The sequence below is a fragment of the Actinomyces sp. oral taxon 897 genome (assembly GCF_002999235.1).
Lineage (GTDB): Bacteria > Actinomycetota > Actinomycetes > Actinomycetales > Actinomycetaceae > Actinomyces.
The window spans coordinates 1,909,384-1,932,422 of the sequence record NZ_CP027236.1 but is presented as its reverse complement, the minus strand read 5'-3'; the positions used below and the strand labels follow the sequence as shown (position 1 = coordinate 1,932,422).

At 68.5% G+C, this 23,039-nt stretch carries 24 protein-coding genes; 17 read left to right on the top strand and 7 right to left on the bottom strand.

Translation table 11 applies throughout. The features are described 5' to 3' along the window. Positions 1-32: 32 nt before the first annotated feature. From C3V41_RS07765 to C3V41_RS07730, 6 genes are all read right to left on the bottom strand, one after another. On the bottom strand, positions 33-293 hold the full coding sequence (locus C3V41_RS07765) for a hypothetical protein (protein ID WP_129591526.1): 261 nt from the start codon (positions 291-293) through the stop codon (positions 33-35). A gap of 32 nt (positions 294-325) precedes the next feature. Then, positions 326-568 (bottom strand): helix-turn-helix domain-containing protein, encoded by a 243-nt coding sequence (locus tag C3V41_RS07760; RefSeq protein WP_106109801.1) that lies wholly within the window; start codon positions 566-568, stop codon positions 326-328. Between the two features lie 704 nt (positions 569-1,272). Continuing rightward, entirely contained in the window at positions 1,273-2,193 is a 921-nt protein-coding gene (locus C3V41_RS14400) for an HIT family protein (RefSeq protein ID WP_106109800.1), read from the bottom strand. A gap of 53 nt (positions 2,194-2,246) precedes the next feature. After that, positions 2,247-2,714 (bottom strand): TIR domain-containing protein, encoded by a 468-nt coding sequence (locus tag C3V41_RS07750; RefSeq protein WP_217350922.1) that lies wholly within the window; start codon positions 2,712-2,714, stop codon positions 2,247-2,249. Positions 2,715-3,132: 418 nt separating this feature from the next. Next, the gene (locus C3V41_RS07745; RefSeq protein ID WP_106109799.1) at positions 3,133-3,360 is read right to left on the bottom strand and encodes a helix-turn-helix domain-containing protein; all 228 of its coding nucleotides are present in this window, start codon (positions 3,358-3,360) and stop codon (positions 3,133-3,135) included. Positions 3,361-4,493: 1,133 nt separating this feature from the next. Next, on the bottom strand, positions 4,494-4,892 hold the full coding sequence (locus C3V41_RS07730) for a helix-turn-helix domain-containing protein (RefSeq protein ID WP_106109797.1): 399 nt from the start codon (positions 4,890-4,892) through the stop codon (positions 4,494-4,496). A 1,011-nt stretch (positions 4,893-5,903) separates the two neighbouring features. Here C3V41_RS07730 and C3V41_RS07725 point away from each other — a divergent pair. From C3V41_RS07725 to C3V41_RS07650, 16 genes are all read left to right on the top strand, one after another. Next, on the top strand, positions 5,904-7,082 hold the full coding sequence (locus C3V41_RS07725; RefSeq protein ID WP_106109796.1) for a cobalamin biosynthesis protein CobQ: 1,179 nt from the start codon (positions 5,904-5,906) through the stop codon (positions 7,080-7,082). 89 nt (positions 7,083-7,171) lie between these two features. Then, complete coding sequence (locus tag C3V41_RS07720) at positions 7,172-8,503, top strand: TadA family conjugal transfer-associated ATPase (protein WP_106110736.1); 1,332 nt, start codon at positions 7,172-7,174, stop codon at positions 8,501-8,503. 4 nt (positions 8,504-8,507) lie between these two features. After that, complete coding sequence (locus C3V41_RS07715) at positions 8,508-9,671, top strand: hypothetical protein (protein WP_106109795.1); 1,164 nt, start codon at positions 8,508-8,510, stop codon at positions 9,669-9,671. Positions 9,672-10,104: 433 nt separating this feature from the next. Further along, a complete protein-coding gene (locus C3V41_RS07710) occupies positions 10,105-10,617 on the top strand; it encodes a PH domain-containing protein (protein WP_106109794.1) in 513 nt (170 codons plus the stop codon). 112 nt (positions 10,618-10,729) lie between these two features. Next, positions 10,730-11,071, top strand: coding sequence for a histone-like nucleoid-structuring protein Lsr2 (locus tag C3V41_RS07705; RefSeq protein ID WP_106109793.1), 342 nt, complete (start codon positions 10,730-10,732; stop codon positions 11,069-11,071). A gap of 664 nt (positions 11,072-11,735) precedes the next feature. Continuing rightward, positions 11,736-12,725: a sensor histidine kinase gene (locus C3V41_RS07700; RefSeq protein WP_165271604.1), complete on the top strand. Its 990-nt coding sequence runs from the start codon at positions 11,736-11,738 to the stop codon at positions 12,723-12,725. After that, positions 12,722-13,387 carry a response regulator transcription factor gene (locus C3V41_RS07695; protein ID WP_106109791.1) on the top strand — a complete coding sequence of 222 codons (666 nt, stop codon included), beginning with the start codon at positions 12,722-12,724 and terminating at the stop codon, positions 13,385-13,387. Before C3V41_RS07700 ends, C3V41_RS07695 begins: the two co-directional genes overlap by 4 nt. A gap of 269 nt (positions 13,388-13,656) precedes the next feature. Beyond that, entirely contained in the window at positions 13,657-13,824 is a 168-nt protein-coding gene (locus C3V41_RS13125; protein WP_165271603.1) for a hypothetical protein, read from the top strand. A gap of 192 nt (positions 13,825-14,016) precedes the next feature. Beyond that, positions 14,017-15,012 (top strand): ABC transporter ATP-binding protein, encoded by a 996-nt coding sequence (locus C3V41_RS07685; protein ID WP_106109789.1) that lies wholly within the window; start codon positions 14,017-14,019, stop codon positions 15,010-15,012. After that, on the top strand, positions 15,005-15,802 hold the full coding sequence (locus C3V41_RS07680; RefSeq protein ID WP_106109788.1) for a hypothetical protein: 798 nt from the start codon (positions 15,005-15,007) through the stop codon (positions 15,800-15,802). Before C3V41_RS07685 ends, C3V41_RS07680 begins: the two co-directional genes overlap by 8 nt. A gap of 336 nt (positions 15,803-16,138) precedes the next feature. Beyond that, a complete protein-coding gene (gene dnaK, locus C3V41_RS07675) occupies positions 16,139-17,989 on the top strand; it encodes a molecular chaperone DnaK (protein WP_106109787.1) in 1,851 nt (616 codons plus the stop codon). Next, positions 17,986-18,603 carry a nucleotide exchange factor GrpE gene (gene grpE / locus C3V41_RS07670; protein WP_106109786.1) on the top strand — a complete coding sequence of 206 codons (618 nt, stop codon included), beginning with the start codon at positions 17,986-17,988 and terminating at the stop codon, positions 18,601-18,603. Before dnaK ends, grpE begins: the two co-directional genes overlap by 4 nt. A 180-nt stretch (positions 18,604-18,783) precedes the next feature. Beyond that, positions 18,784-19,803, top strand: coding sequence for a DnaJ C-terminal domain-containing protein (locus C3V41_RS07665; RefSeq protein WP_106109785.1), 1,020 nt, complete (start codon positions 18,784-18,786; stop codon positions 19,801-19,803). Continuing rightward, complete coding sequence (locus C3V41_RS07660; protein ID WP_106109784.1) at positions 19,800-20,222, top strand: heat shock protein transcriptional repressor HspR; 423 nt, start codon at positions 19,800-19,802, stop codon at positions 20,220-20,222. Before C3V41_RS07665 ends, C3V41_RS07660 begins: the two co-directional genes overlap by 4 nt. A 60-nt stretch (positions 20,223-20,282) precedes the next feature. Further along, complete coding sequence (locus C3V41_RS07655; RefSeq protein WP_106109783.1) at positions 20,283-20,792, top strand: hypothetical protein; 510 nt, start codon at positions 20,283-20,285, stop codon at positions 20,790-20,792. 23 nt (positions 20,793-20,815) lie between these two features. Beyond that, complete coding sequence (locus C3V41_RS07650; protein ID WP_106109782.1) at positions 20,816-21,562, top strand: hypothetical protein; 747 nt, start codon at positions 20,816-20,818, stop codon at positions 21,560-21,562. Positions 21,563-21,761: 199 nt separating this feature from the next. On the opposite strand, the gene C3V41_RS07645 is transcribed toward C3V41_RS07650, so the two are convergent. Beyond that, positions 21,762-21,944 (bottom strand): antitoxin, encoded by a 183-nt coding sequence (locus C3V41_RS07645; RefSeq protein ID WP_106109781.1) that lies wholly within the window; start codon positions 21,942-21,944, stop codon positions 21,762-21,764. A 207-nt stretch (positions 21,945-22,151) separates the two neighbouring features. Between C3V41_RS07645 and C3V41_RS07640 the strand changes: the two genes are divergently transcribed. After that, entirely contained in the window at positions 22,152-22,805 is a 654-nt protein-coding gene (locus tag C3V41_RS07640) for a hypothetical protein (RefSeq protein WP_106109780.1), read from the top strand. The last annotated feature ends 234 nt before the right edge of the window (positions 22,806-23,039 follow it).

Sequence of the window (23,039 nt, the reverse complement as noted above, 5' to 3'; positions counted from 1 at the left end):
AGCCTGGTGGGGGCGGGCTGGAGGTACTAGTACTACTTCCAGCCCGCCCCACGAGGGTCACTGACGCCGCTACTCGCGGTGACGGCTTGCAGTGACGCCCGTGCCTTCCTCGGGCCGATCCGGAACAGGGTTTCCAGCACCAGGCCGATCGCGGTGAGGACCGTGCTGATCACGGTGAGCACCATCCTGATGACGGTGGTGACTGCGATGATGGTCGCAAGGAGGTCGCGCAATAGGCCTCTGTTGAGTTGCTCAGTCAGGCCCTGGTGTTCTCCTGATGACCTGTGCATCACGGTGTACGGTTGGTATGCATTTTGCGGGCACTCTAGTGAGGGTGATTCCTGTCACGCCAACGGTAGATGATGCTACGCTGCACGCCAGCCAGCTCTGCTACCTCCGTCGCTCTGGCCCCCGCGTCCACGGCGGCCAGGGCGGCCGCGCGCAGCCGGTCCCGTGCTGCTGCCGCGTCCTCGCGGGCGGTCTTGTCGTCGGCGACAGCCTGCTTCAGCTCAATGAGGGCTGCGAGTCGGTCCTCGGCACTCGCCCTCCCTGCTCCCCTGGTCACCATGTGCGCTCCCCTCTGTCACTTTGTCACGTTCCCGCCTGGTGCGGGAGCTCCTGGTCCAGGGTAGTAGCGGTGACCCGGATCCAGGTCTCCAGGAAGAGCCCAGTGGCCTGATGCGAGTCCGCGGGCCCCGGGGTTCGTTCCTCGCGAGACGTCGCCCGCCGGAGCTCGCGTCGAGCCGGTCCTGGTGGGAGGCTTGGGGCCACAGCGTCAACGAGCTGAGCAGGTGCGCGCCCCAAGGGTGTCAGGCTGCTCGGATTGCGATCAACGGCGATAGCGTGACAATATCGTCAAGGACGAAGTCGGGGAGCCCGTCCTCGGAACCTGGGAGGCGCTGGTAGACGCTGATCACTGGTGGACTGTGCAGTCCATGGGGCCACTAACCGCACGGGCAGCAACACGAGGAAGCACCTCGGCGCGGACCTGGCCCGCGTGCGTGACTCGGCACGGGATGAGATCGAGCGCCTGGAGGCCGAGTGGCTGGCCCCAGGCGTCGGGGCGTGGCCTGCCCGTTCTGGGTGCTGAGAACCCGGTAGAGGCCTTCCTGAGCGGGAACCGTGCCGTGCAGCGGTCGGTGATCGACGTGCTAATGACGGTCACACTGAGACCGCAGAAGCAGGGCCGGAAAGGGTTTTAACCCTGGATCTATTGAGATTGCTTGGAAGTGACCTTTCTGATGATCAGTAAAGAAACCGATGCGACGCCATTTATTTCGCGCTTCTCAGAACGATAAGCCCTATCACCCCGGTTCCTAGCGCAAATAATGCGGTATAAAAGGGTAATATAGACCAAGATCGCCATATGTCCCACTCAGGTAGATACGCCTCAGAGAATCTTCTCCACTTAGACTTGATTGCTATGTCGTTAGTAGGTAGGTCTTCTGCGTCGCTGGGGTCGAGCGTGAAGTCAGGGATCGGGCGTCGTGATTGTGCGACGGTGTTGTATAGGGAACGGAATCGTTTTTCGCTTCTCAGGTAGTTGGCGTCTAGGTAGGCGAAAAGCAGTATAGAGAATAGTCCGATGGCGGCTAGAGGCCATGACTGTTCAGTGAGGGCGAATCCGAAGGTCGCAGTAACGATAGGTAGTAGCCAACTTTTTGCTGAGGATGACGCTGCGGACTGGCGGGTTACTACTGCTTGAATGTAGTCAAGATGCTTTCGCCGATCTTCGGGGGCGACGAAAGGGTCACTTCGATGAGTCTGTCTCATTACGTCGCGAATTCGCCGAAGCGCCACATCCTTCTGTTGGTCTGAATAGTTAGTCTCATCTGGCCAGATCGGTCCCATCGCATCCCCAGTCCAGCGCGGGACTATGTGTATGTGGAGGTGTAGAACAGATTGGGTAGCCGCATCGCCATTCGATTGGATGATGTTAAGGCCTTCGGGATGCAGTGCCTCTCGAACTGCCAGACAAATCCTGTGGACAGTATTAGTTAGCGCCTGCACGGTATTCGTGTCGACGTCCCATATGGTCGCCATGTGCTTGGTGGGGACGACAAGTGTGTGTCCAAGCGTTGCGGGTTCCTTGGGAAAGAAAGCGACCGTCTGATCGTCGCGATAAACTTCTCTAGTTCCAGGCTCATTTTCCTGTGCAATGATGCAAAATGGACAATTATGGTCGAATGTCATTATTTTGTGACACCACAGGATGACCAAAGTTCAAGATTGTTTTCTAGCTTCTTTTATGTGGCTGCCGAGTCGATTCTGCCCAAGTGATCGGTGACAGTTGGGTCAAACAGTGGGATGCCGGAAGCCGGGTCGAACGGGCTGGTGCCAGGTGAGTCTGTGCTGCCCATGGATGAAATGCCGTGAATTCGGATGCCGAGCAATGGCTTGCCGATCTCCCATGCACGTCTGATCTCGTACTTCACCCACTTACGTCCTGCGGTATGCTTTCCGACCAAGACGATCACGGCTTTCTTATAGTTCATTTGCTTGTCGATCCACTGCTTGATCGCCGCGTCACCCTGACGCTTCACCGTCTCCCAGTCCTGGGAGTCAAGTAATGGTTGCCCTTCAAGTGCATGGATGTTTCTTACTAACTGCACACGGTGCACGTCATGCTCGTAGTGGAATGAGTAGAACACTGACTTCGCCATCATGGTCCAATCGGTCGGGATACGGTGGGGCAGGTGCCAGGCGGCCAACACCTAGGGGAATCATAGCCGTATGAGTCGATCTGGGCGGAGGCGACACTCCAGCACGGCTCCCGAGACCTACAGGCCTGGAGCTTGATCGGCGGCCGCCGACGGCAGCCCGGGTCCTGTTCCGAGACTGGTCTGCTTGTGTGCGTCCTCTTAGGGCTGGGACGCCCGGGCCGGTCTCTCTGGCTGTGAGGGGGATGGGTGTGCGGAGTGGCGCTCGTGAACGCGTGGTGGCCCTTAGCTGGTGGGTGGGGTGCCCGGACGTGGCTCAGACGGAGGCCGAGCTACGGGACCTGGCGCTGCTGCGTGACGTCGTGGAGGAGGGGGTCGCCGCCCATGCCCGTGAGATGGTCGAGCACGAGGGCGTGTCGTGGGTCGTGGTGGCCTCGGCGCTGAGCCTGGCGCCGGGCGCGGCCCGGGGTCGTTACGGGCGCGGAGGTCTTCCTGTGAGCAGGCCGAGGGCGTCCAGGCCGAGGCGGCTGGCCAGGGCGTCGACGGAGTCCAGGGTCAGATTGCGCTCGCCGCGCTCGATGCCCGCCAGGTAGCGGGCCGTCACTCCCAGGTGCTCGGCGAGGGCCTCCTGCGTCAGAGCGCGTCGATGCCGCTCGGCGCGTAGGTTGGCGCCCAGGCGCTTCCTCAGGGGCTCTGACACGCTCCCATCGTCAGTGCCGGAAGCCACTGCTTCCAGGTACTTATCACTTCCACAAGAACCGATGACTTCCGCTAGAGTCGGCTCGGAACCCAACAGACAACGAGAGGTAACCTCGTGCCTCGCCGAGCCAGAACCCTGATGACCGTCGTCCGCGCCTGTGGTGTGCTGGTCCTAACCTGCTGCAGCTCGCCCTCCCCGCCTGCTGGTGGTGGGGGTGCGGTTAGGAAGGCCCCGGGGACGTCCTTCCTGTCCGCTAGCGGTAGGGTGTGAACGTGTTGGTGTCGTGTACGACATCATCACCTGCTCGCCCTTCAGTACCGACCCGGGGCAGGTGGTCATTCAGGCGCCCAAGGGGCTCCAGGACCTGGTGAGCCAGAAAAGGGGGTTGTTCATGGCCGATGGACTTCTGGACGTCTTTCGGACGGTCTTGAAGCTCGTGTTTCAGGCTGTTTATGGTCGGAATTAAACAAGATCGGTGTGTGGTGGTGTGGTTGGGAGGTGCTCGAGGTCGTAGTCGAAGGTGCGGTTGGTGATGTAGGTGGTGAAGGCCGTGAAGGTTTTCTCCGGGGCGAGCGCGCGGGGGTTGGCGGTGCTGGTTCTTGGCGGCGTCCCGTACGTGTTGCGTGGGGCCCGGGGTCGGGGGCGTAGGGGGGGGAGGTAGATGGGTGTTATGCGTCCGGGGCCTGGCCGGGGGCGTAGAGGTCGGTCAGGGCCCTGGCGTGGTGGAACCTGGCGTTGTCCAGGACGACCGTGGTCTTCTTTCCCTCGTCGGTCTCTCGTTGGAGGCGGCCCCGTCATGAGGATGGTCTGCTCGGTGTTCTGGTTTCCCTCGATGGGGTAGATCCTCATTTTCTTGGTCGTCAGGCCCGGTGCTCCGAGGAACGACTGGCTCGCCTTCTCGCGGTCCACGTACAGTTTTGTCCTCCTCCCGGGGAGGCCACGTGCGTCTTGTCTCGGCCTCGTGGCGGGCGCGGACCTCGTCGACGGTGTAGACCTCCCAGCCCTCCTGGAGCAGGTCGTTGACCTGGTGCCGGGTCCTGGTCATCCGCCTGGTGATGGCCTCCTCGTCGCGGCGCTTGTCGAAGGGGTCGGGGCAGCAGAGGCTCATTCCCAGGAAGCGCATGAGCAGCAGGTCAGGAGGAGTCCGACCTGTACTCGACTCCGAATCCTGTCTGCACGACGTCCCTGAGGGCCGGGACGTCCCAGAAGGCGGCCTTGACTCCCGACTCCGAGGGCGGCCTGCTGAGGACCTCCTCCAGCTCCTCCTTCTGCGCCCTCCTGAGCTTCGCCGCGTTCTCGCCTCCGGCATGCCCGGTCACCACGGATCCCAGCCTGTACCTCCGCCATTCCGAGAGCCACTCGCGTACCGTCTTCTCAGTCCGCTCGACCATCTCCGCGATGATGTCCAGGCCGACGCCTCGGGCGGCGTACACAATCGCCTCCGACTTCATCCGCACAAGCTTGTAGGTGTCCGCGCGCTTCTTCCACCTGATGAGGACGTCCCGTTCCTCGTCCGTCATGTCGATATGCACGAGGCCATCATATACGAGACGCTCCGCAGACGTCAACCAGGAACCCCGCAGAAGCCACCCCAGAATACCGTTTTGTTTAATTCTGGCCATATCTTTCTTCCTGGCGTTCGGGCACGCGATTCACGTGCTGATCACAATATGGTTATTGCCCATAGCTCGTCCCGCTGCCGGTCGACAGTGGGCCCGTCACTCCCGGGGGCTCAGCCGGGGTCCAGGCCGTCGTCCCAGGTGGGCTGGGTGCTCGGTGCGCACAGCTCCTATTTGTGGCGTCCACTCAGTCGGTCGCAGACCTAATAACTCCTTAATAATCTCGGAAGATGTTAGTATGTGTGTAATAATTTATGATATCCTCGGTGTGTGTCGTCAGACGTTCTAAGACCTCGTCAATACTGTCTCACGAAAAGATGTCAAACATAACATGTAATGTTTGAACAGGCATGTATTGTAGTTACGGGAAAGGTGCTCGGGGAGCGGTTGGAGGCGTCCGGCGTCCGCCTGCCCCGGCGGGCACCAGCACGCCGGAGCACCAGAGCGCCGGAGCACCAGGGCACCGGCGTCAGCTGCCGCGCCCGCTGACAGCGTCCTGACGACACCCCTGACGAGGGCCCGCTTGACTCGGTTTCCCATCGTTGCGTCATCGTCGTACCACCCCGGCGTCTCCCGGGGCGCTACGCCACCCCGGCGTGTCGTGCCGGACGCGCCTGCTCCTGACCCTGCTCGCAGCGGCTTCGCTACCAGGGATGAACGAGGTGCGGTCCCGTGCTCCTGAGAGACCCCGGTTCAGACTACAATCGCCTGACCGATGCCGTCCTGGCCTCATCCGTCAACCTTGCTTCTCAAGCCTTGTTGACGGTGTTTTGGCGAGATCATGCGGCGTCACTCAGCACACAGGTGCCGCTTCCCGACAGGTTTTCCACAGGCTCTGATGACTGAGATGCGTCCTGTCGGTGCGGCAGCACACTCTGGTGCCATCCGCCAGGCGCCTGGCCTGGCTCAGCCTTGGGAGGGGCCATGGACCACGATTACCCAGACACCTACGACGAGCTTCCTGAGGGCGGGCCTGCCGGCCTCGGGTGGCAAGGCAGGTACGACCTCTTTGAGGAGGACGCCCTCTACGACAGGGCGGCCTCCGTCCAGTGGCCGGACACCCCGGCCGACACCACCCTCATCGCCCCGGACGTCCTCGTCCTGAGCCTCCTGAAGGAGCCCCCGGACTGGTGCCTGGAGATGACGCGCATCTGTACCGGCCGCCCGCCGCTGGTCCTCCCGGAGCCGGACGACCCCGAGATACTCCTGCAGGTAGCGCCTCAGTCCAGCAGGCAGACCCTCTACCTGATCGAGGGGCCACAGGGCCGGAACCTGCCACCGGGGTCCAGGACCCTGGACCTGCGCGGACTCAGCGCCGTCAGCGGTCCTGAGCGCCTTATCGCCGCGCTCATGGCGGCCCAGCACCCGGCGCGCGCCCAGATCCTGGCCGTCGTCGGCGCCCGAGGCGCCCTGGGCGTCTCCACCCTGGTCCTGGGCCTGGCCAGGGAGCTGGCCTCCCGGCTCAACGTCGCCATCGTCGACTGCGACCCCGGGTGCCCTCTGGGCCTGCTCACCGGTAACGACGCGCGGCCGGGCCTGCACTGGGCGGACCTGCCCCCCGGGGAGGTCGCCTACCGGGCCGACCGCCTGGTGGCGGGCCTGCCCCGTTTCTGGCGTGCCGCCCTGCTGACCGGTGACGGGCGTGCCGGCGCCACCGTCGAGCAGGCCCAGGCCGCTATCCTGGCCCTGGCCGCCGTCCACGACCTGGTCATTATCGACCTGCCCCGGGGCCAGCTCCCGCCCCCCGGGGCCCAGGTGCTCCTGGTGACCTCCCGTGAGCTGTACGTGGTGGGCGCCGCTGTCAGCCTGGTGCGTCGCCTGCGGGGACCGGCCTACTCCCTGGGCTCCCAGGAGTCGGGGACCCAGGTGCGTTTCCTGCTGCGGGACGTCGGTGAGGACCTCAGCCGCAGCGAGATCGAGGACCTGGCAGGGGCCGATATCCTTGCCCAGCTGCCCACTGACAAGGCCCTGGCCCAGCGGGTCGCCCGCGGCCTGGACCCCACCAGCGGCCGCAGCCGGTGGAACCGGGCCGTGGCGGCCCTGGCCGACGTCCTCCTGAAGGAGATGGGGGAGTCCGCGAGCCAGTACGGAGACGAGTTGTGAACGCCGTGTCGGGGACCGTCCGCGGCGGCCGCCACGCCGTCGGCAGCATGACGCCCACCGTGGGGAGCCTGCCTGGTGACCCCGATGACATGGTCGGCGACGTGGGCCGGGTCCGGGTCGCCCTGGCCCGGGGCGAGGACCTGGGCAGCGCGATCGGCGCCGGGGCCCGTCAGGCGGCGGGGGCGGGCACCCTGGCGCGTCTGGCCCGGGCCGTCCACGCCGACGTCGAGGGTGCCGGGCCGCTCCAGGCGCTCCTGGAGCTCGACGGCGTCACCGACGTCCTCGTGACCGGTGACGCCACCTGGATCGATCGTGGCCGCGGACTTGAGTCCGTCCGCTCCGCCAGGCTCGCGCCGGCCGATGCCCGGGCCCTGGCCGTGCGCATGGCCGCGGCCTGCGGCAGGCGCCTGGACGACGCCAGCCCCATTGTGGACGCCACCCTGGCCGACGGTACCCGTCTCAACGCCGTCCTGCCGCCGCTGAGTGCTGACGGGACGCTTATCGCCCTGCGTACCGGCCGCCGTCGGGCCTTCACCCTGGCCGAGCTCAGGGACGCCGGGACCGTCCCGGCTGGGCTCGACGGCGTCCTGGCGGCCCTGGTGTCGCACCGGGCCTCCTGCCTGGTGACCGGCGCCACGGGAACCGGCAAGACGACCCTGCTGGCCGCCCTGCTCAGCCTCGTGCCCGCCAGTGAGCGGATCGTGTGCATTGAGGAGGCCAGCGAGCTGCGTCCCGACCACCCCCACGTGGTCCACCTCCAGGAGCGGGGTGAGAACATCCAGGGGGTGGGCGCGGTCCCCATGACCACGCTCGTGCGCACCGCCCTGCGCATGCGGCCGGACCGGATCGTGCTCGGGGAGTGCCGGGGCCCGGAGGTCCGTGACGTCCTGACCGCCCTGAACACCGGCCACGAGGGCGGCTGGGCCACGCTCCACGCCAACTCCCCGGCGGACGTGCCCGCCCGGCTCACGGCGCTGGGGGCGCTGGCGGACATGAGCGAGGACGCCGTCGCCGCCCAGGCGGTCAGCGCCCTGGACGCCGTCATCCACCTCAGGCGCCAGCAGGCCCCGGGCGGGGCCCGGCGCCTGGTGACGAGCATCGGCACCCTGCGCCGTCCCGCCGGGGGCCGTCTCCTGTGCCAGGAGGCGCTGAGGGTGGACGACGGCGTGCTCAGGGCGGGGCCGGCCGTGGAGGATCTGGTGGCCCTGGTCGGCCGGGACACGGTGGAGGCCGCCCTGGGCGGCGGGTGCGGTGCGGCTGCCCCGCGCCGTGAGCGTGAGGGCCCGCCCGTCCGCCCGCCTGACGTGCGTCCTGCCGTAGCCCCGCGTGGCGGACGCGACACCGGCCTGGCCCGGGAGACCACGTGGGACGGGCCCGCGGCCCCGCGTGGCGGACGCGACACCAGCCGGGTGAGGCGGTGAGGACATGGACGCCAACACCCTCCTGGTGGCCCTGCTCCTGGCCCTGGCCTGCGCCGTCCTCCTCCTGCCCGCGCGTCGGGAGATCCCTGCCGGGCCCCGACGGCGCCCCGCCCCGGCCTCTCGGGGCGCCTCGACCCCCGAGGTGGACATTGGCCTGCTCCTGACCGAGGTGGCCACCCTCCTGCGCGCCGGGGCGACGCCGTCGCGTGCCTGGGGACGCACCCTGGAACGGGCGGGGGTCACCCAGGGCGCCCAGCCCGGCCCCGACGGCACCCCTCCCGCCCTGGCGTCGCTGGCGGCCACCCCCTCCGCCTGGCTGCCGCGCCGTCACGACGGGCGCTGGACGTGGCAGCTGCCCCGGGGCCCGGCCGAGCAGCGTCGGCGGGCGCTGAGGGCCGCCGTGCCCGGTGCGCTGGCGGCCTGCCGCCTCACCCAGGTGCTGGGGGCGCCCCTGGCCGGGATCCTTGAGGCCGTGGCCGCGGGGGTGGCCGAGTCCGGCCGGGCCCAGGCCTCGCGCACGGCTGCTCTGAGCGGTCCCAGGACCACGGCCCGGCTCCTGGCGGCCCTGCCGCTCCTGGGACTCGCCCTGGGGGCCATGGTGGGGGCGCGGCCCCTGGACGTGCTCCTGGACGGCGGGTGGGGCAGCGCCCTGGGGCTGGTCGGGCTCGGGCTCATGGGACTGGGGCACGTCCTGACCCGCCGCCTGGTCCAGGCCGCTGAGCGCAGGCAGGCGCGTGTGGACGAGGCCCTCGTCCTGGACCTGGCCTCGGCGGCGCTGGCCGCCGGCGCCTCCGTCCCCGGGGTCCTGGAGGCCCTGGGGCCGGCGGTGGAGGACGATGACCTGGGCGTGGTGGGGCGGGCTCTGGTACTGGGGGCTGACTGGGAGGAGGCCTGGCGGGCGCCCGAGGACGACGACCTGGGTGGGCGCTACCGCCGCCTGGAGGGGTGCCTGCGCCCCGGCTGGGAGGACGGGGCCTCGCCCGGCCCGCTCCTGGCTGCGACCGCCGCCTGCGTCAGGGACGGGCGGGCGGCCGCGGACGAGGATGCGGCCCAGCGCCTGGCGGTCCGCCTGGTGGTGCCTCTGGGGCTGTGCCACCTGCCTGCCTTCGTCCTCCTGGGGATTGTGCCGGTCATTGTCTCAGTGGGGGCGGGGCTTGTGGGCGGCTGAGCCGGGGCACGGGAGCAGCCGCCCGCGCTTGCTGGGCTTCTCCGGCTCGTGCGGCTGAGCCGGTGCGCGACGTTCCGCGTTGGTCGCCTTGTTTTACGCTTAGAGAGAACGTGCGTCTGCGAAGTCAGCTTCTCGACCCGGGGGAGCACCTCGGTGGGCAGTGGTATCCGGGTCTGTCCGGATCCGGGACGGTGCGCGCCATGGCCTGGTACACCATAACGGTCCTGCCTCCGTGTACGTGGCCGGTGGGCTACGGGGTCGGGCGCAGCCGGGCCGGTGCGCCCCGCCTCTGTATATGGTCGGTGGGTCGCAGCCGCTGGTGAGGACCATGAGCGTCCTACCTCTGTGTGTACCGGTCGATGGGGAGTAGCAGGAGGCGTCGGGACGGCCCTGCCTCTGTGTGTACGGTCGATGGCGCTGGCACCATGAGGACATGGCATCCTCCAAGACCCTCCTGAGCCGTGACGAGGTCCTGGTCCGGCATATGCACACCCACCCCAAGGTTCTGCTGTGGCCAGGGCTCCTTGAGGTCGTCATCCTGGCCGGGGCCGTGGTCCTGACGGTCTGGATGCCTGTGTCCTGGGGCTCGGTGCCCTATATCATCCTGTGGGCGGTGACCCTCATTGCCTCGGTGCCCGTCCTCTTCCTTCCCTGGCTGCGGTGGATGACCACCACCTACACCGTGACCTCCATGCGGGTCGTCACACGCTCGGGAATCCTGCGCAGGACCGGCCACGACCTGCCCATGAGCCGTATCAGCGACGTCCAGCTGGACCGGGACGTGGTGGACCGCCTGTTCGGCTGCGGTACCCTGACCCTGCAGACCAGCGCGAATGACCCGCTGCCCCTCTACGACGTCCCGAATGCGGAGATGGTCCAGGTGGAGATCGCCGACCACCTATTCCACGACGGCCGGGACGCCGTGGACGCCGGCCCGCGGGGCTGAGACATAACACGACCCTAATTCGTTTGCGTCCGCCCCGGTTTCGTTTTACAGTGTGACTGCCGGGACCGCATGAATGGAGCGGCACACTCACGATCATTCTCAAGGAGAGAACATGGCCCGCAGGACACAGACGATCCTCGTTGACGACATTGACGGCTCCGAGGCCTCGCAGACGGTGACCTTCGCACTGGACGGCGTCACCTATGAGATCGACCTGACAGACGAGCACGCAGCAGCCCTGCGCGAGTCCTTCGAGGAGTGGACCTCCAAGGGTCGTCGCACAGGAGGCCGTCGTCACAAGGGGCGCCCCGCGGTACGCAACAGCAAGACCAAGGAGATGCGCGAGTGGCTTCTTTCCCAGGGCCGCGAGGTGTCTACCCGGGGCCGGATTCCCGCCGACCTCGTCGAGCTCTACAACAACGCCCACAGCGAGAACGCCCACCACGAGGGCTGACCTGATTGCCCGCCGCGGTGCGGGCGCTGACGGCGTCGTCCACCTCCGTGGTGGGCGGCGCCGTCGTTCTACCTGCCCGGCACCAGCCTTCCGGCCCCTGGCTCCCAGTCCCTGTCTCTGGGTCTCGGACCCCGATGCGCCAGTACTGGTTCCAGCGACTAGGCGGCGCGCTAGGGCACAAGCGGCCCGGACCCCGGCGCGCCAGTACTGGTGACGCAGCACCGCCTTACTGGTAGTGGCATCCCCCAGTGCGCACGCTCTACCGGCACCACAGGGACGGCTCCTGGATTTGGGGCCCGGCAGCAGGGCGCCGCTGACCGGGTAGCCCACCCGCCGACAAAGGCGTTGCGCTTCTGGCTGAATATCCTGGTGTATGAGTTGCGTCATGTATGTAAAGTATGATGATTGATGGGGTATGCCCTCGGTCTTCTCCGTGGCTCAGGTGGTAGGGACAATCGTCTCGGACAGGACACTGATGCTTCGTAGCTTCACACCCCTCGCGGCCCCCGGCAGGCGTGCGACGGTGTTCCTCGCGAGCCTCGTCTCACTCGGCCTTGTGTGCGTGTTGGCGGCTAGCTCCGTGGGCAGGCCTATCGGTACGGCTGCTGTGTGCACAGTGGTGCTGCTGGCGGTCCTGGGCTGCCTGTCGGGAGGCTCGCCGAGAGTGGTCAGGACTGTCGTTCTCCTCGTCCTGCTTGGTGCGGGGCTCACTATGCAGGTGTACGGGAGCCTCATGGCCCTCTTCCTGCTCCTGCCGGTGGGGGTGCTTGTCTCCAGGGGGGAACGACGCCCCGCCGTGGTCCTGGCCGTCGCCGCCACCGCCACCATGAGCCTGCTCAGCACCCGCCTCGCCAGCTCGGGCACCGCGGTCCTCGTGAACGTCCTCCCGTGGGGGGTGCTGACGGGCCTGTCCCTCGTCATTGGGCTCCTGGACAACCAGGCCCTGAGGCGCAACCAGCGGGTAAGGGCGGCCTTTGAGCGGGCCCGGGCGGAGGAGCGCAGGCTCATTGCCGCCGAACTGCACGACTCGGTCACCCGCCTCGCGGCCGCCGTCACCATCCAGGCGGAGACGACGCGGCTGACGCACTCCGACGACCCCGCCCTCGCGGAGGCAATGACGAGGATCGGCGACCAGTGCCGCACCCTCACGGCGGAGCTGTGCTCCGTCCTCTGGGTCCTGCGCAGGTGCAACGACGACAGGGCTGAACTGTCGGAGGTCCTGGCCCTCGACGGCGTCGCGGGGCGGGTGACGCCGGAGGAACGGCTCCGTACCGAGACGGCCCTGCTCCGCCACAAGGGCTTCCAGGTCCTCGTCGGTGGCGCGGTGCCCCTCGGGCTCGGCCCCGTTCGGCGTGATCTCCTCAGCCGGGTGATCGCCGAGGCCCTGACAAACGTGCGGCGCCACGGGGACCCCGCCGTACCGGTGCGGGTCATGCTCAGTGCGGAGGACGACGTCGTCGAGCTCGTCGTCGTCAACGGCGTCCCCACAGCCCCTCGTGCCACCGACTCCACGGGAGCGGGCCTGGAGTCCCTGCGCCATGGTGCGCTCTTTGCCGGTGCCTCGTTGACGAGCGCACGCAGCGGGGACGCCTGGGTCCTGAACCTGGTCATGCCGCTGATGACCACCGCCCAGCCCTTGGAGGTCCGCGCATGAGCACGGACGCACCCGTTCGCGTCGTCATTGTCGACGATGAGCCCGTTGCCCGTGACGGCCTGACAATGTACCTCGACGGCGCCGAGGACATTGAGGTCGTCGCCCGCCTGTCCAACGGCGTCGAGCTCCTCGACTACCTTAACGCGCACCACGTCGACCTCGTCCTCATGGACGTGCGCATGCCGGTCATGGACGGGTCAACAGCCCTGTCCCGTCTCACCGTGGCACACCCGCAGGTCCGCGTCCTGTTCATGACCTCCTTCGACGACGAGGAGATCGTCTACCAGGTCCTCTCCCACGGCGGACACGGCTTCCTGCTCAAGAACGCGACACCCGAGGAGATCCGGGCGGCCGTCCGCGCGGTGGTCGGCGGGGGCGTGCCGGTCTCGCCGACCGTCAACGCCCGCATTGTCCGCGAGGCCGCCTCCCAGTACCGTCGGCGCTCGCAGCTAGAGGACTTCGGCCTCTCGGAGCGGGAGAGCGATGTCCTCAGGCTCCTGTGCCAGGCGGCCTCGAACCGGGAGATCGCCAAGCGGCTGAGCCTGTCGGAGTCGACCGTCAAGGCCTATGTGTCCACCATTATGATGCGGATGGGGTGCACCTCGCGGCTCCACGTCGTCGTCACGGCCTTTGAGCAGGGGCTGGTCCCTCTGAGGGGCTGAGTGCGCAAGACCTGCGGGAATCGACGACGAGCCACGGTGTCCACCGGACGACCCAGACCCGCCCGATGAACAACTACCTTTGCCGGGTAGCGCCCTGGATCGTGTTCGTCTGCCCCCGACGCACCTGACATCCTCCTCCAGGACGAGGGGCGGCCGTACTTTCGTACGGCCGCCCCTCGTCCTTGTGCCCTGGCGCCACCTGATGCCGCTGCCGGAGGATGAGGACGTCCTGGACGGCTCGCGTTCAGGTGTCACAGGAGGTGCTCCTCATGGAGAAGAAGAGGAATCCGTGGACGATCTCGATGCTCGTCGGCATGGCCGTCCTCGCCGTCGGCTTCATCACGGGCAGCCCCATGCTGCTCAAGGTCGGTTGGGTCGTCGCGCTCGCGTCAGCCATTACCGTCGTGCTCCAGGCCATCGCGGGCGAGCGGTCATAGGACCTTGGGATGTCCCGGGCAGTCTGACCTGTCCCGGCTACGCGGACTTTGTCCGGTGTTCAGCGTGGAGCCGGGCAGCAGACCTGCCCCGGCTACGCGGACTTTGTCCGCTCCCAGATGGTCCGGGAGCCGGACCACGAGCTCATGACCCCTACTGGCCGGTGAGGCCCTTTTTGACAAGGAGTTACGAAGATGACCGTTGCAGGAGACCTGGGAGGCCCGGCGAGGGTAACGCCGTCGCGGCGCCCCCTGCACGAGGAACCGACTGACGCGGCGGGTCCGCGCCTGAGGGCCACGGGCCTGAGGAAGAGCTACGGGTCCTTCCACCTGTCGGACGTGGACCTGGACGTCCGGGCCGGGCGGATCCAGGGCTTCTTCGGGCCCAACGGCTCGGGCAAGACCACGACCCTGTCGATCCTCGCCGGACTGGTCACCCCTGACGGGGGAAGCGTCGTGCAGCTGCCCGGGCCTCGGCCATCGGGACGCGAGCCGATGGCGGTCCTCCTGGAGTCCTTTGGCTACAACCCCTTCCTCACCGGGCGCGAGCACCTGCGCACCGTCGCCCGCCGTTTCGGCCGCCCGGCGTCCCGGGTCACCGAGGTCCTGGAGGAGGCGGGTATCGCCCCGGCGGCACGTCGCCGGATCGGCAGGTACTCCCTGGGCATGCGCTGCCGCCTCGGGATCGCCGAGGTCCTCCTCGTGGACGCCGACGTCGTCCTGCTCGACGAGCCGACCAACGGGCTCGATCCCGACGGGATCGTGTGGCTCAGGCGCGTCATACGCCGGATGGCGGCTGAGGGGCGTGCGGTCCTCCTGTCCTCCCACATGCTCAACGAGGCCGAGGGCCTTATCGACGACGCCGTCTTCCTCCTTGACGGGAGGGTCGAGTGGGCGGGCCCCTACCAGGACGTCGTCGTCGCGGCATCCGAGCGCTACGTGGGCCTGCGGGGGGCCGCGAGCACCTTCGAGGTCGCCGAGCGCCTCGCCGGCCGCGGGGTCGACGTCCTCCAGGCCGGTCCGGACGAGCTCGCCGTCAGGGTCGAGCAGGTCGCCGAGGCCGAGGCCGTCGTGGCCGAGACCGGCCAGAGCGTGTCCGTCACGAGCCTGGGCCGTCCGAGCCTCGACCTCGTCTACCACCTCATCCGTTCCCATGGTCTTCGTCACCAGGAGGTTTCCGACCGTGAATGAGTTCCTGTCCCAGCTGGGCGGTGTGGTCCGCGACCGCGCCGTCGCCCTCACCTCGGTGCTCATCGGGGCGTGCCTGTGGGGCATGTGCGCCCTTATTACCAGCAATATCGCGCGCGGCTACGGCCCCGGGCAGATGGCCGACGTCGCCCGGGGGTACGTCTACTCCTACGTGGGCCGCTCCGGGTACCTGTTGCCGTTCCTTGTCGGGGTGCTCGTGGCGACCCAGATGTTCCGGTACCACACGGTGGCCCGTACCGTCTTCTACGGCTCCTCGCGCCTGCGGACCTACGTCAACCAGGCGGTCTGCGGCGGCATTGTGGCGCTCGTCATTGCGGTCGTCACCGTCTTCGGGGCGGTCGCCGTCATTGCCGGCGTGCTGACGGCCACCGGTGAGGACACGGCCCTGGGCGGCGCGGTCTACTGGCTCATGTCCCTGCGGGCGGTCGTGGTGCTCGTGCTGTGGGCGCTCATTGGCGTGGGCCTGGGCATGCTCGTGCGCAACCAGGTGGCGGCGGTCGCCACGGTGTTCGTCTTCGCGGTCCTCGTGGAGCCCACGGTCACGGCCATGTGCAACGAGTCCGAGAGCCTGCAGAGCGTCGGCCAGTTCCTGCCCGGCGGGGCGAACTGGTCCGCGGTGTGGCCGGTGGAGCCCGGCCTGACCAGTACCCCGCAGACGGTCCAGGCCGGGCTGAGCTGGCAGGGCGGGCTCGCGGTCCTCCTCGGGTACGCGGTGGTGCTCCTCGTGGGCGGCTACGTCGTGAGCCTGCGCAGGCGGGACATAACGGCCTGAGGACGGCGGCCGGGCGATCGGGCGGGCGCGGTCGGGCTGGGCACGCCCCGGGTCCGGGACGGGCGGGGCCGGTGCCGTGGTCGCGGCGGGCATGACCGTGCCACGAGGCCTCGGCACCTAGGGGGCGGCCCGAATGTGACGAGTGACTCATGGCAGGACGTGCGATTGGTGGAATAGCAGACGTGCTCTCAAAGTTGAGCCAGTCAGACTCAAGGTTGGCGTGCCGAAGGTTGACAAGCCTCGGCTCAACGACCAGTCTGAGTGCATCAAACTCAAGGCAGCCCCGCCGCCACATGCCGCGGGGCGCCGCGTCCAGCTATGAAGGAGCACACACATATGGCACGCGCCGTCGGTATCGACCTCGGTACCACCAACTCCGCCATCGCCGTCCTGGAGGGCGGCGAGCCCACCATTATCCCCAACGCCGAGGGCGGGAGGACCACCCCCTCGGTGGTCGCCTTCTCCAAGTCCGGCGAGGTCCTGGTAGGCGAGGTGGCCAAGCGCCAGGCCGTCACCAACGTGGACCGCACCATCTCCTCGGTCAAGCGCCACATGGGCACCGACTGGTCCGTCACCATTGACGGCAAGAGGTACACCGCCCAGGAGATCAGCGCCCGCATCCTGGCCAAGCTCAAGGCCGACGCCGAGGCCTACCTGGGCGAGAGCGTCACCAACGCGGTCATCACGGTCCCGGCCTACTTCAACGACGCCGAGCGCCAGGCCACCAAGGAGGCCGGCACCATCGCGGGGCTGACCGTGGACCGCATTGTCAACGAGCCCACCGCCGCGGCCCTGGCCTACGGCCTGGACAAGGGCAAGGAGGACGAGCTCATCCTCGTCTTCGACCTGGGCGGCGGCACCTTCGACGTCTCCCTGCTGGAGGTCGGCAAGGACGAGGACGGCTTCTCCACCATCCAGGTCCGGGCCACCAACGGCGACAACCGCCTGGGCGGCGACGACTGGGACGCCCGCATCGTGGACTGGCTGGTCAAGCAGGTCAAGGACAAGAACGGCGTCGACCTGTCCAAGGACAAGATCGCCATGCAGCGTCTGCGCGACGCCTCCGAGCAGGCCAAGAAGGAGCTCTCCAGCGCGATGAGCACCAATATCAACCTGCAGTACCTGTCCATGAGCGAGGCCGGCCCCATCCACCTCGACGAGCGGCTCACCCGCGCCCAGTTCGAGGAGATGACCGCCGACCTGCTGGAGCGCACCAAGGTCCCCTTCCACAACGTCATTAAGGACGCTGGCGTCAGGCTCTCCGAGATCGACCACGTCGTCCTGGTGGGCGGATCCACCCGCATGCCCGCGGTCTCCGAGGTGGTGCGTGAGCTGACCGGCGGCAAGGAGCCCAACAAGGGCGTCAACCCCGATGAGGTCGTCGCCATTGGCGCCGCCCTGCAGGCTGGCGTCATCCAGGGCGACCGCAAGGACGTCCTCCTCATTGACGTCACCCCCCTGTCCCTGGGCATTGAGACCAAGGGCGGGGTCATGACCCGCCTCATTGAGCGCAACACGGCCATCCCGACCAAGCGCTCCGAGGTCTTCTCCACCGCCGAGGACAACCAGCCCTCGGTGCTCATCCAGGTCTACCAGGGTGAGCGCGAGTTCGCCCAGGACAACAAGCGGCTGGGCACCTTCGAGCTCACCGGTATCGCCCCGGCGCCCCGCGGCATCCCGCAGATCGAGGTCTCCTTCGACATCGACGCCAACGGCATCGTCCACGTCTCGGCCAAGGACCGCGGCACCGGCAAGGAGCAGTCCATGACCATCTCCGGCGGCTCGGCCCTGCCCAAGGAGGACATTGACCGCATGGTCAAGGACGCCGAGGCCCACGCCGCCGAGGACAAGAAGCGCCGCGAGAACGCCGAGACCCGCAACCGCGCCGAGCAGCAGGCCTACTCCGTGGAGAAGCTCCTGAAGGACAACAAGGACAAGATCCCCGCGGACCTCAGCTCCGAGGTCTCCGGTGCCGTCGAGCAGCTCAAGAAGGCCCTGGAGGGCGAGGACATCGAGGCCATTAAGTCCGCCCAGGAGAAGCTGAGCACCACGGCCCAGAAGATCGGCGAGGCCATCTACGCCTCCGACCAGGCGGCGCAGGCCTCCGGCTCCCAGCAGGCCGGCAAGCCCGCCGAGGAGGACAACATCGTGGACGCCGAGATCGTGGATGACGAGGACTCCAAGTGAGTACCGAGAGCACCAGCCACGACGAGGGCGCCCAGAGCGTGGACCCCGCCCTGGCCGACGCCGTCGAGGAGGCCCTCAGCGCGGTGCACGACGGGGAGGACCCCGACGCCACCCCGGGGGCCGAGCCCGCCGGCCCGGCTGACGGATCCGGGCAGGACGACCCGCTGGCGGCCGCCCAGGCCGCCGCCGCCCAGGCCGCTGACGACCTGGCCCGGGCCCGCGCCGACCTGTACAACCTCCAGCAGGAGTACCAGGGGTTCGTGCGCCGCTCCCGCGAGGGCGCCGCGGGCCACCGCGAGGCGGGGCAGGCGGCCGTCGTCGAGGCCCTCATCCCGGTCCTGGACGAGATCGAGCTGGCCCGCCAGCACGGCGACCTCACCGGGACCTTCGCCACCACGGCCACCAAGCTGGAGACCGTCCTGGCCGACAAGTTCCACCTGGAGCGCTTTGGGGCGGTCGGGGAGGTCTTCGACCCCACCCTCCACGAGGCCCTCATGGCCACCGAGTCCACCGAGGTCACCGAGACCACCGTGACCATGGTCCTCCAGCCCGGCTACCGGCTGGGTGAGCGGGTGGTGCGCGCCGCCCGCGTCCAGGTGGCCAACCCGGCCTGAGGCACGTGCCCAGGGGGTGCGACCCGCCCTGAGGCGCGACCCGGCCTCCTGCCCGGGGGGCGCGGGGCCACCGGCTCCTGCGCCCCCCGGCCGGCGCCGGGTGCGGACCGGCAGGGCCTTAACCCACCAGTAGGAATAGGAAGAACCACGAACACCACCACAAGGAGGCGGTGACACGAGATGGCCAGCCAGGACTGGATGACCAAGGACTTCTACGCGGTCCTCGGCGTCACCAAGGACGCCGACGCCACCGCCATCAAGAAGGCGTACCGGGTACTCGCCAAGAAGTACCACCCCGACCGCAACCCCGACGACGCCGCCGCGGCAGAGAGGTTCAAGGAGATCGGAGAGGCCTACGCGGTCCTGTCCGACCCCAAGGAGCGTCAGCAGTACGACGCCATCCGCTCCATGGCCAGCGGCGGGGCCCGCTTCACCTCAGGCTCCTCAGGCGCCTCGGGCGCGGGTTTCGAGGACATCCTGTCCAGTATGTTCGGCGGTGGTGGCGGCGTCCGCTTCTCCACCTCCGGCGCCGGCCAGCCCGACCTCGACGACCTCATGGGCATGTTCGGCGCCAGCGGGGCCTCCACCTCCGGGCGGCGTCGCGGCCCCTTCGGGTTCGGCAGCTTCGGCCAGCGCGAGCCCGTCAAGGGCCCCGACGTCCTGACGGCGGCCACCCTGTCCCTGCGCGACGCCGTGGCCGGCACCACCGTCGAGCTCACCGCCGACGGGAAGGTCATGAACGTGCGTATCCCGGCCGGGGTGCACGACGGGCAGAAGATCCGCCTGCGCGGCAAGGGCCGTCCCGGGGCCGGCGGTGGCGAGCCCGGGGACATGGTGGTGACTATCTCCGTGGCCAGGCACCCGGTGTACTCCATAGACCCCAAGAACCCCGTCAACCTGCGCATGGACCTGCCCGTGAGCCTGGCTGAGGCGGCCCTGGGCGCCACCGTGGAGGTCCCCCTCCTGGACGGCTCCACCACCAGGGTCAAGATCAAGGCCGGAACCTCCTCGGGCACGGTGCTGCGCCTGCGCGGCAAGGGCGTGGTCACCTCCAAGAAGACCGGTGACCTGCTGGTGACCGTGCAGGTGGCGGTGCCCAAGAAGCTCTCCGCGGCTGCCAGGCAGGCCCTGGAGTCGTTCGAGGCCGCCATGGGCTCCACCAACCCGCGTGCCACCCTCATGGAGGAGGCCTCCCGGTGAGGGCGCGTCGTACTGGTCAGGGGGTGGACTTCCTCGCCGAGGACGCCCTGGAGCGTGCGGTCTACGTCATCTCAGTGGCTGCTGAGCTCGCCGGCATGCACCCCCAGACCCTGCGCCAGTACGACCGCCTGGGCCTGGTGTCCCCCGCCCGTACCAGCGGGCGGGGGCGACGCTACTCCCACCGGGACGTGGACCGTCTCAGGCGGGTCCAGGAGCTGAGCAACGCCGGGGTCAACCTCGAGGGCGTGCGCCGTATCCTGGCCCTGGAGGACCAGGTGGCCCGGGTCGAGGCCGAGAACCGGGTCCTGCGGGAGCGCCAGGCCGCCGTCCAGCGCGTCTTCGCCGCCGCCGCCGACGGCGAGGTCCAGGTGCTGCCGGGACGTCGGCTGCCTGCGGGGCCACGCCGTAGGAGCAGGTGAGACAACAGGCGCCCGGCCTTGTAGGATGCGCGGGTACGTACCGAGTCCACAGGAGACGTCATGACCCAGCCCTACAACCCATCCCAGAACCCCAACGCTGCTGCGGCCAACGCCCAGGCTCCCACCATGGCCGTTCCCATGACCTCGTCGGCCCCCGTGGCCGCCCCCTACAGCCAGCAGGCCAGCGCCTACGCCGGCGGGCCCGCGCCCTACTCCGCCTCGGCGCCCCAGGCCGGTGCCCCCTACGCACCACAGGGCGGCTATGCCCCGGTGGGCCAGGACTCCCTCTTTGGGAACCTCATGAACACCACACGCGCCTTTGCCGTCAAGTACGGCAACGCGCTGTTCATCGTGGCCCTGGTGGGCTACGGTCTGGGCTGGCTCTTTGATCTCATTACGGTCCTCATGTCCTTTGGCGGCTACGGTAGTAACACCGGTAGGACTGTGGTGAGCCTGCTGGCCACGCTCTTTGCCGGCGCCGCCAAGGCCATGGTCCAGCTGTTCATCTTCCGCATGATTATCGAGCTGGTCCGCAACACCGCCCCCAGGGGCGAGGGCCCGCAGGCCTGAGCGCCCGGACCGGGTAACCGCAGGTGGCTGGCCCCTACGAGAACGAGGACGGCAGCCCCAGGTACGGGCAGCGCCTGGATCCCGAGGAGCTCGCCGCCTACCGGCGTGCGCACGGTCTGGACGCCGGTATCCCGACGTCGTCCTCCCTCCCGGACGGTGGCCAGGGGCTGCCGCCCGGGGGAGAGGTCAACCCCTACCGCTACGACCCCCAGGCGGTGCCTCCTGCCAGGCACGGCCTGAGGCCCGTCGGCCCCAGGACGGCGGCAGTGCCACCCTGGCGCAGCCCGCGGCCCCGGCACCGGTGGCGGCTCCTGGTGGTCGGGCTGGTGACCATGGTCGTCATCCCCGTGGTGCTGCTGGTCTCCTCGGCCCTGCTGCTGACCGGGGGACAGGGCGGCAGCGGCGTCGCCCTGTCCGCCAGCGGAGGCGTCTACCTGGGTGCCTCCCGCCAGCTGGCGATCTACTCCCCGGGCCTGGGGGAGGACACCTCCCGGTGCGCCGTCACCGACCCGGCCGGGGCGCCGGTGAGCGTGACCCCGCTGGAGGGCATGGGGGGCAGCCTGTCCACCATTGGCACCTTTACCACCAGCGTGGAGGGGGAGTACCGCCTCTCCTGCCCCCAGGGCACGGACGGCGTGGTCGTGGGCCCGAGGGCCTACACCGAGCGCTTCGGCATTATCGCGGTCCTGGTGGTCGCGGCCCTGGGCTGCGGCCTGCTGGGACTGGGACTCACCGTAGGCGGCCTGGTGCGTGCCGTCCGGCGTCGCTAGCCCTCCTTACCCCTTCCTCCCCTTCTCGCGAGAACGGTACTTATTCGCCGTGAGAACGGTACTTATTGCTCGTGAGAACGGTACTTATTGCTCGTGAGAACGGGGGAGCTCATGGCGTGCCCGCCGCGGGCGCCGCCCTGCGTCCCGTCGCTGTCGCCGGGACGCAGGGCGGCGTCGCCACGAACTCCGTCAGTCGGTGTCAGTCGGTGCCCACGGCCTTGTCGGCAGCCTGGATGGCGGAGTCGATCTGGGAGTCGAACTTGCCCCCGGTGACCTTCTTGGCCGCCGTGCCCGCCTTGTCCAGGACGGTGTCGCTGATCTCCTCGGCCTTCTCCGAGGACAGCGCGTCAGATGCCTTCTTGGTCAGGTCGCCAAGTCCCATGGTGGTCTCCTTCAGGTTCGGACGGACGTCACGAGGGGTGACGTATCTCAAGGGCAGGTTAGCGTCCGCTGGCCCCCAGGGCGAGGGCGGGGCCCCAGGGCGAGGGCGGGGCGGCCGACGGCGTCCGGTACGAGGCCCGTGGCGCACGCTGCTGGTGGGGCCGTATACGATCTGGGTGTCTGCTGCTCCTGGCCCCTGGAGGAACTCATGAGCCGTGTGGCTCCCGCCCGCCGCGCCGTCGCGGTCGCCCTGGTCCTGGCCGGGGCGCTGGCCCTTCCCGCCTGCGCGAGTGACAACGAGGAGGACGACGTGGTCGCGGTGGTCGAGGGTCCCACGCCCTCCCCCACCGCGCCGGTCTCCCAGCACGTGACCGCGCCCAACCTGGGCCTGGGGTTCGACGTCCCCGGCACCATGGCCACCATTGACGGCAACGCCCTGACCAGCGGCGACCAGGCCGCCATCGACAGGTACGCCCAGGCGACGAACGTCACCAGCGACAAGGTCAGCAAGCAGGCGGGCGTGGTCGACATTATGGCTGCTGACACACTCTTTGGGAACCTGAGGGTCATCTCCGCCAACAGCAAGACGGTGTCCTACTCCGGCGTGCCCCCGGAGGAGATCACGCGCAGCGCCATTGAGTCCACCGGCAACGTCCCGGGGCAGTACACCGTGCGCAGCAGCCCGATCGGCGACGTCGCCATGCACGCCTACACCCCCAGCTCCCCGGGCGGGGCGTCAAGCATTATGATCTTCGTCCCCCTGAGCGGAGGGCGGGTCGCGCTCGTCGGCGTGGCCTGCTCCAGCCTCGAGCAGGCCCAGCCCCTGGCTGACGCGGTCGTCGCCTCACTGACTACCAGCTAGGGCCAATGGCGGCCTGCACGCCCGTGGCGGTGCGCGGGGCCTCCCGGACTGCTCGTCCCGGCGCCTGCGGGGCCTGCCAGCCTCCAGCGGACCCGGTGCCCAGGCTGGCGCCCGGCTGGCTACCAGCTGACCCGCTGGCTCCGGTACGGGCGGGCCCGCCCCGGCGTCGTATGCCCTGCGTCATACTCAAAGTTGAGTGGAATAGACTCAACTTGTCGTGGGTTGAACCTCTCA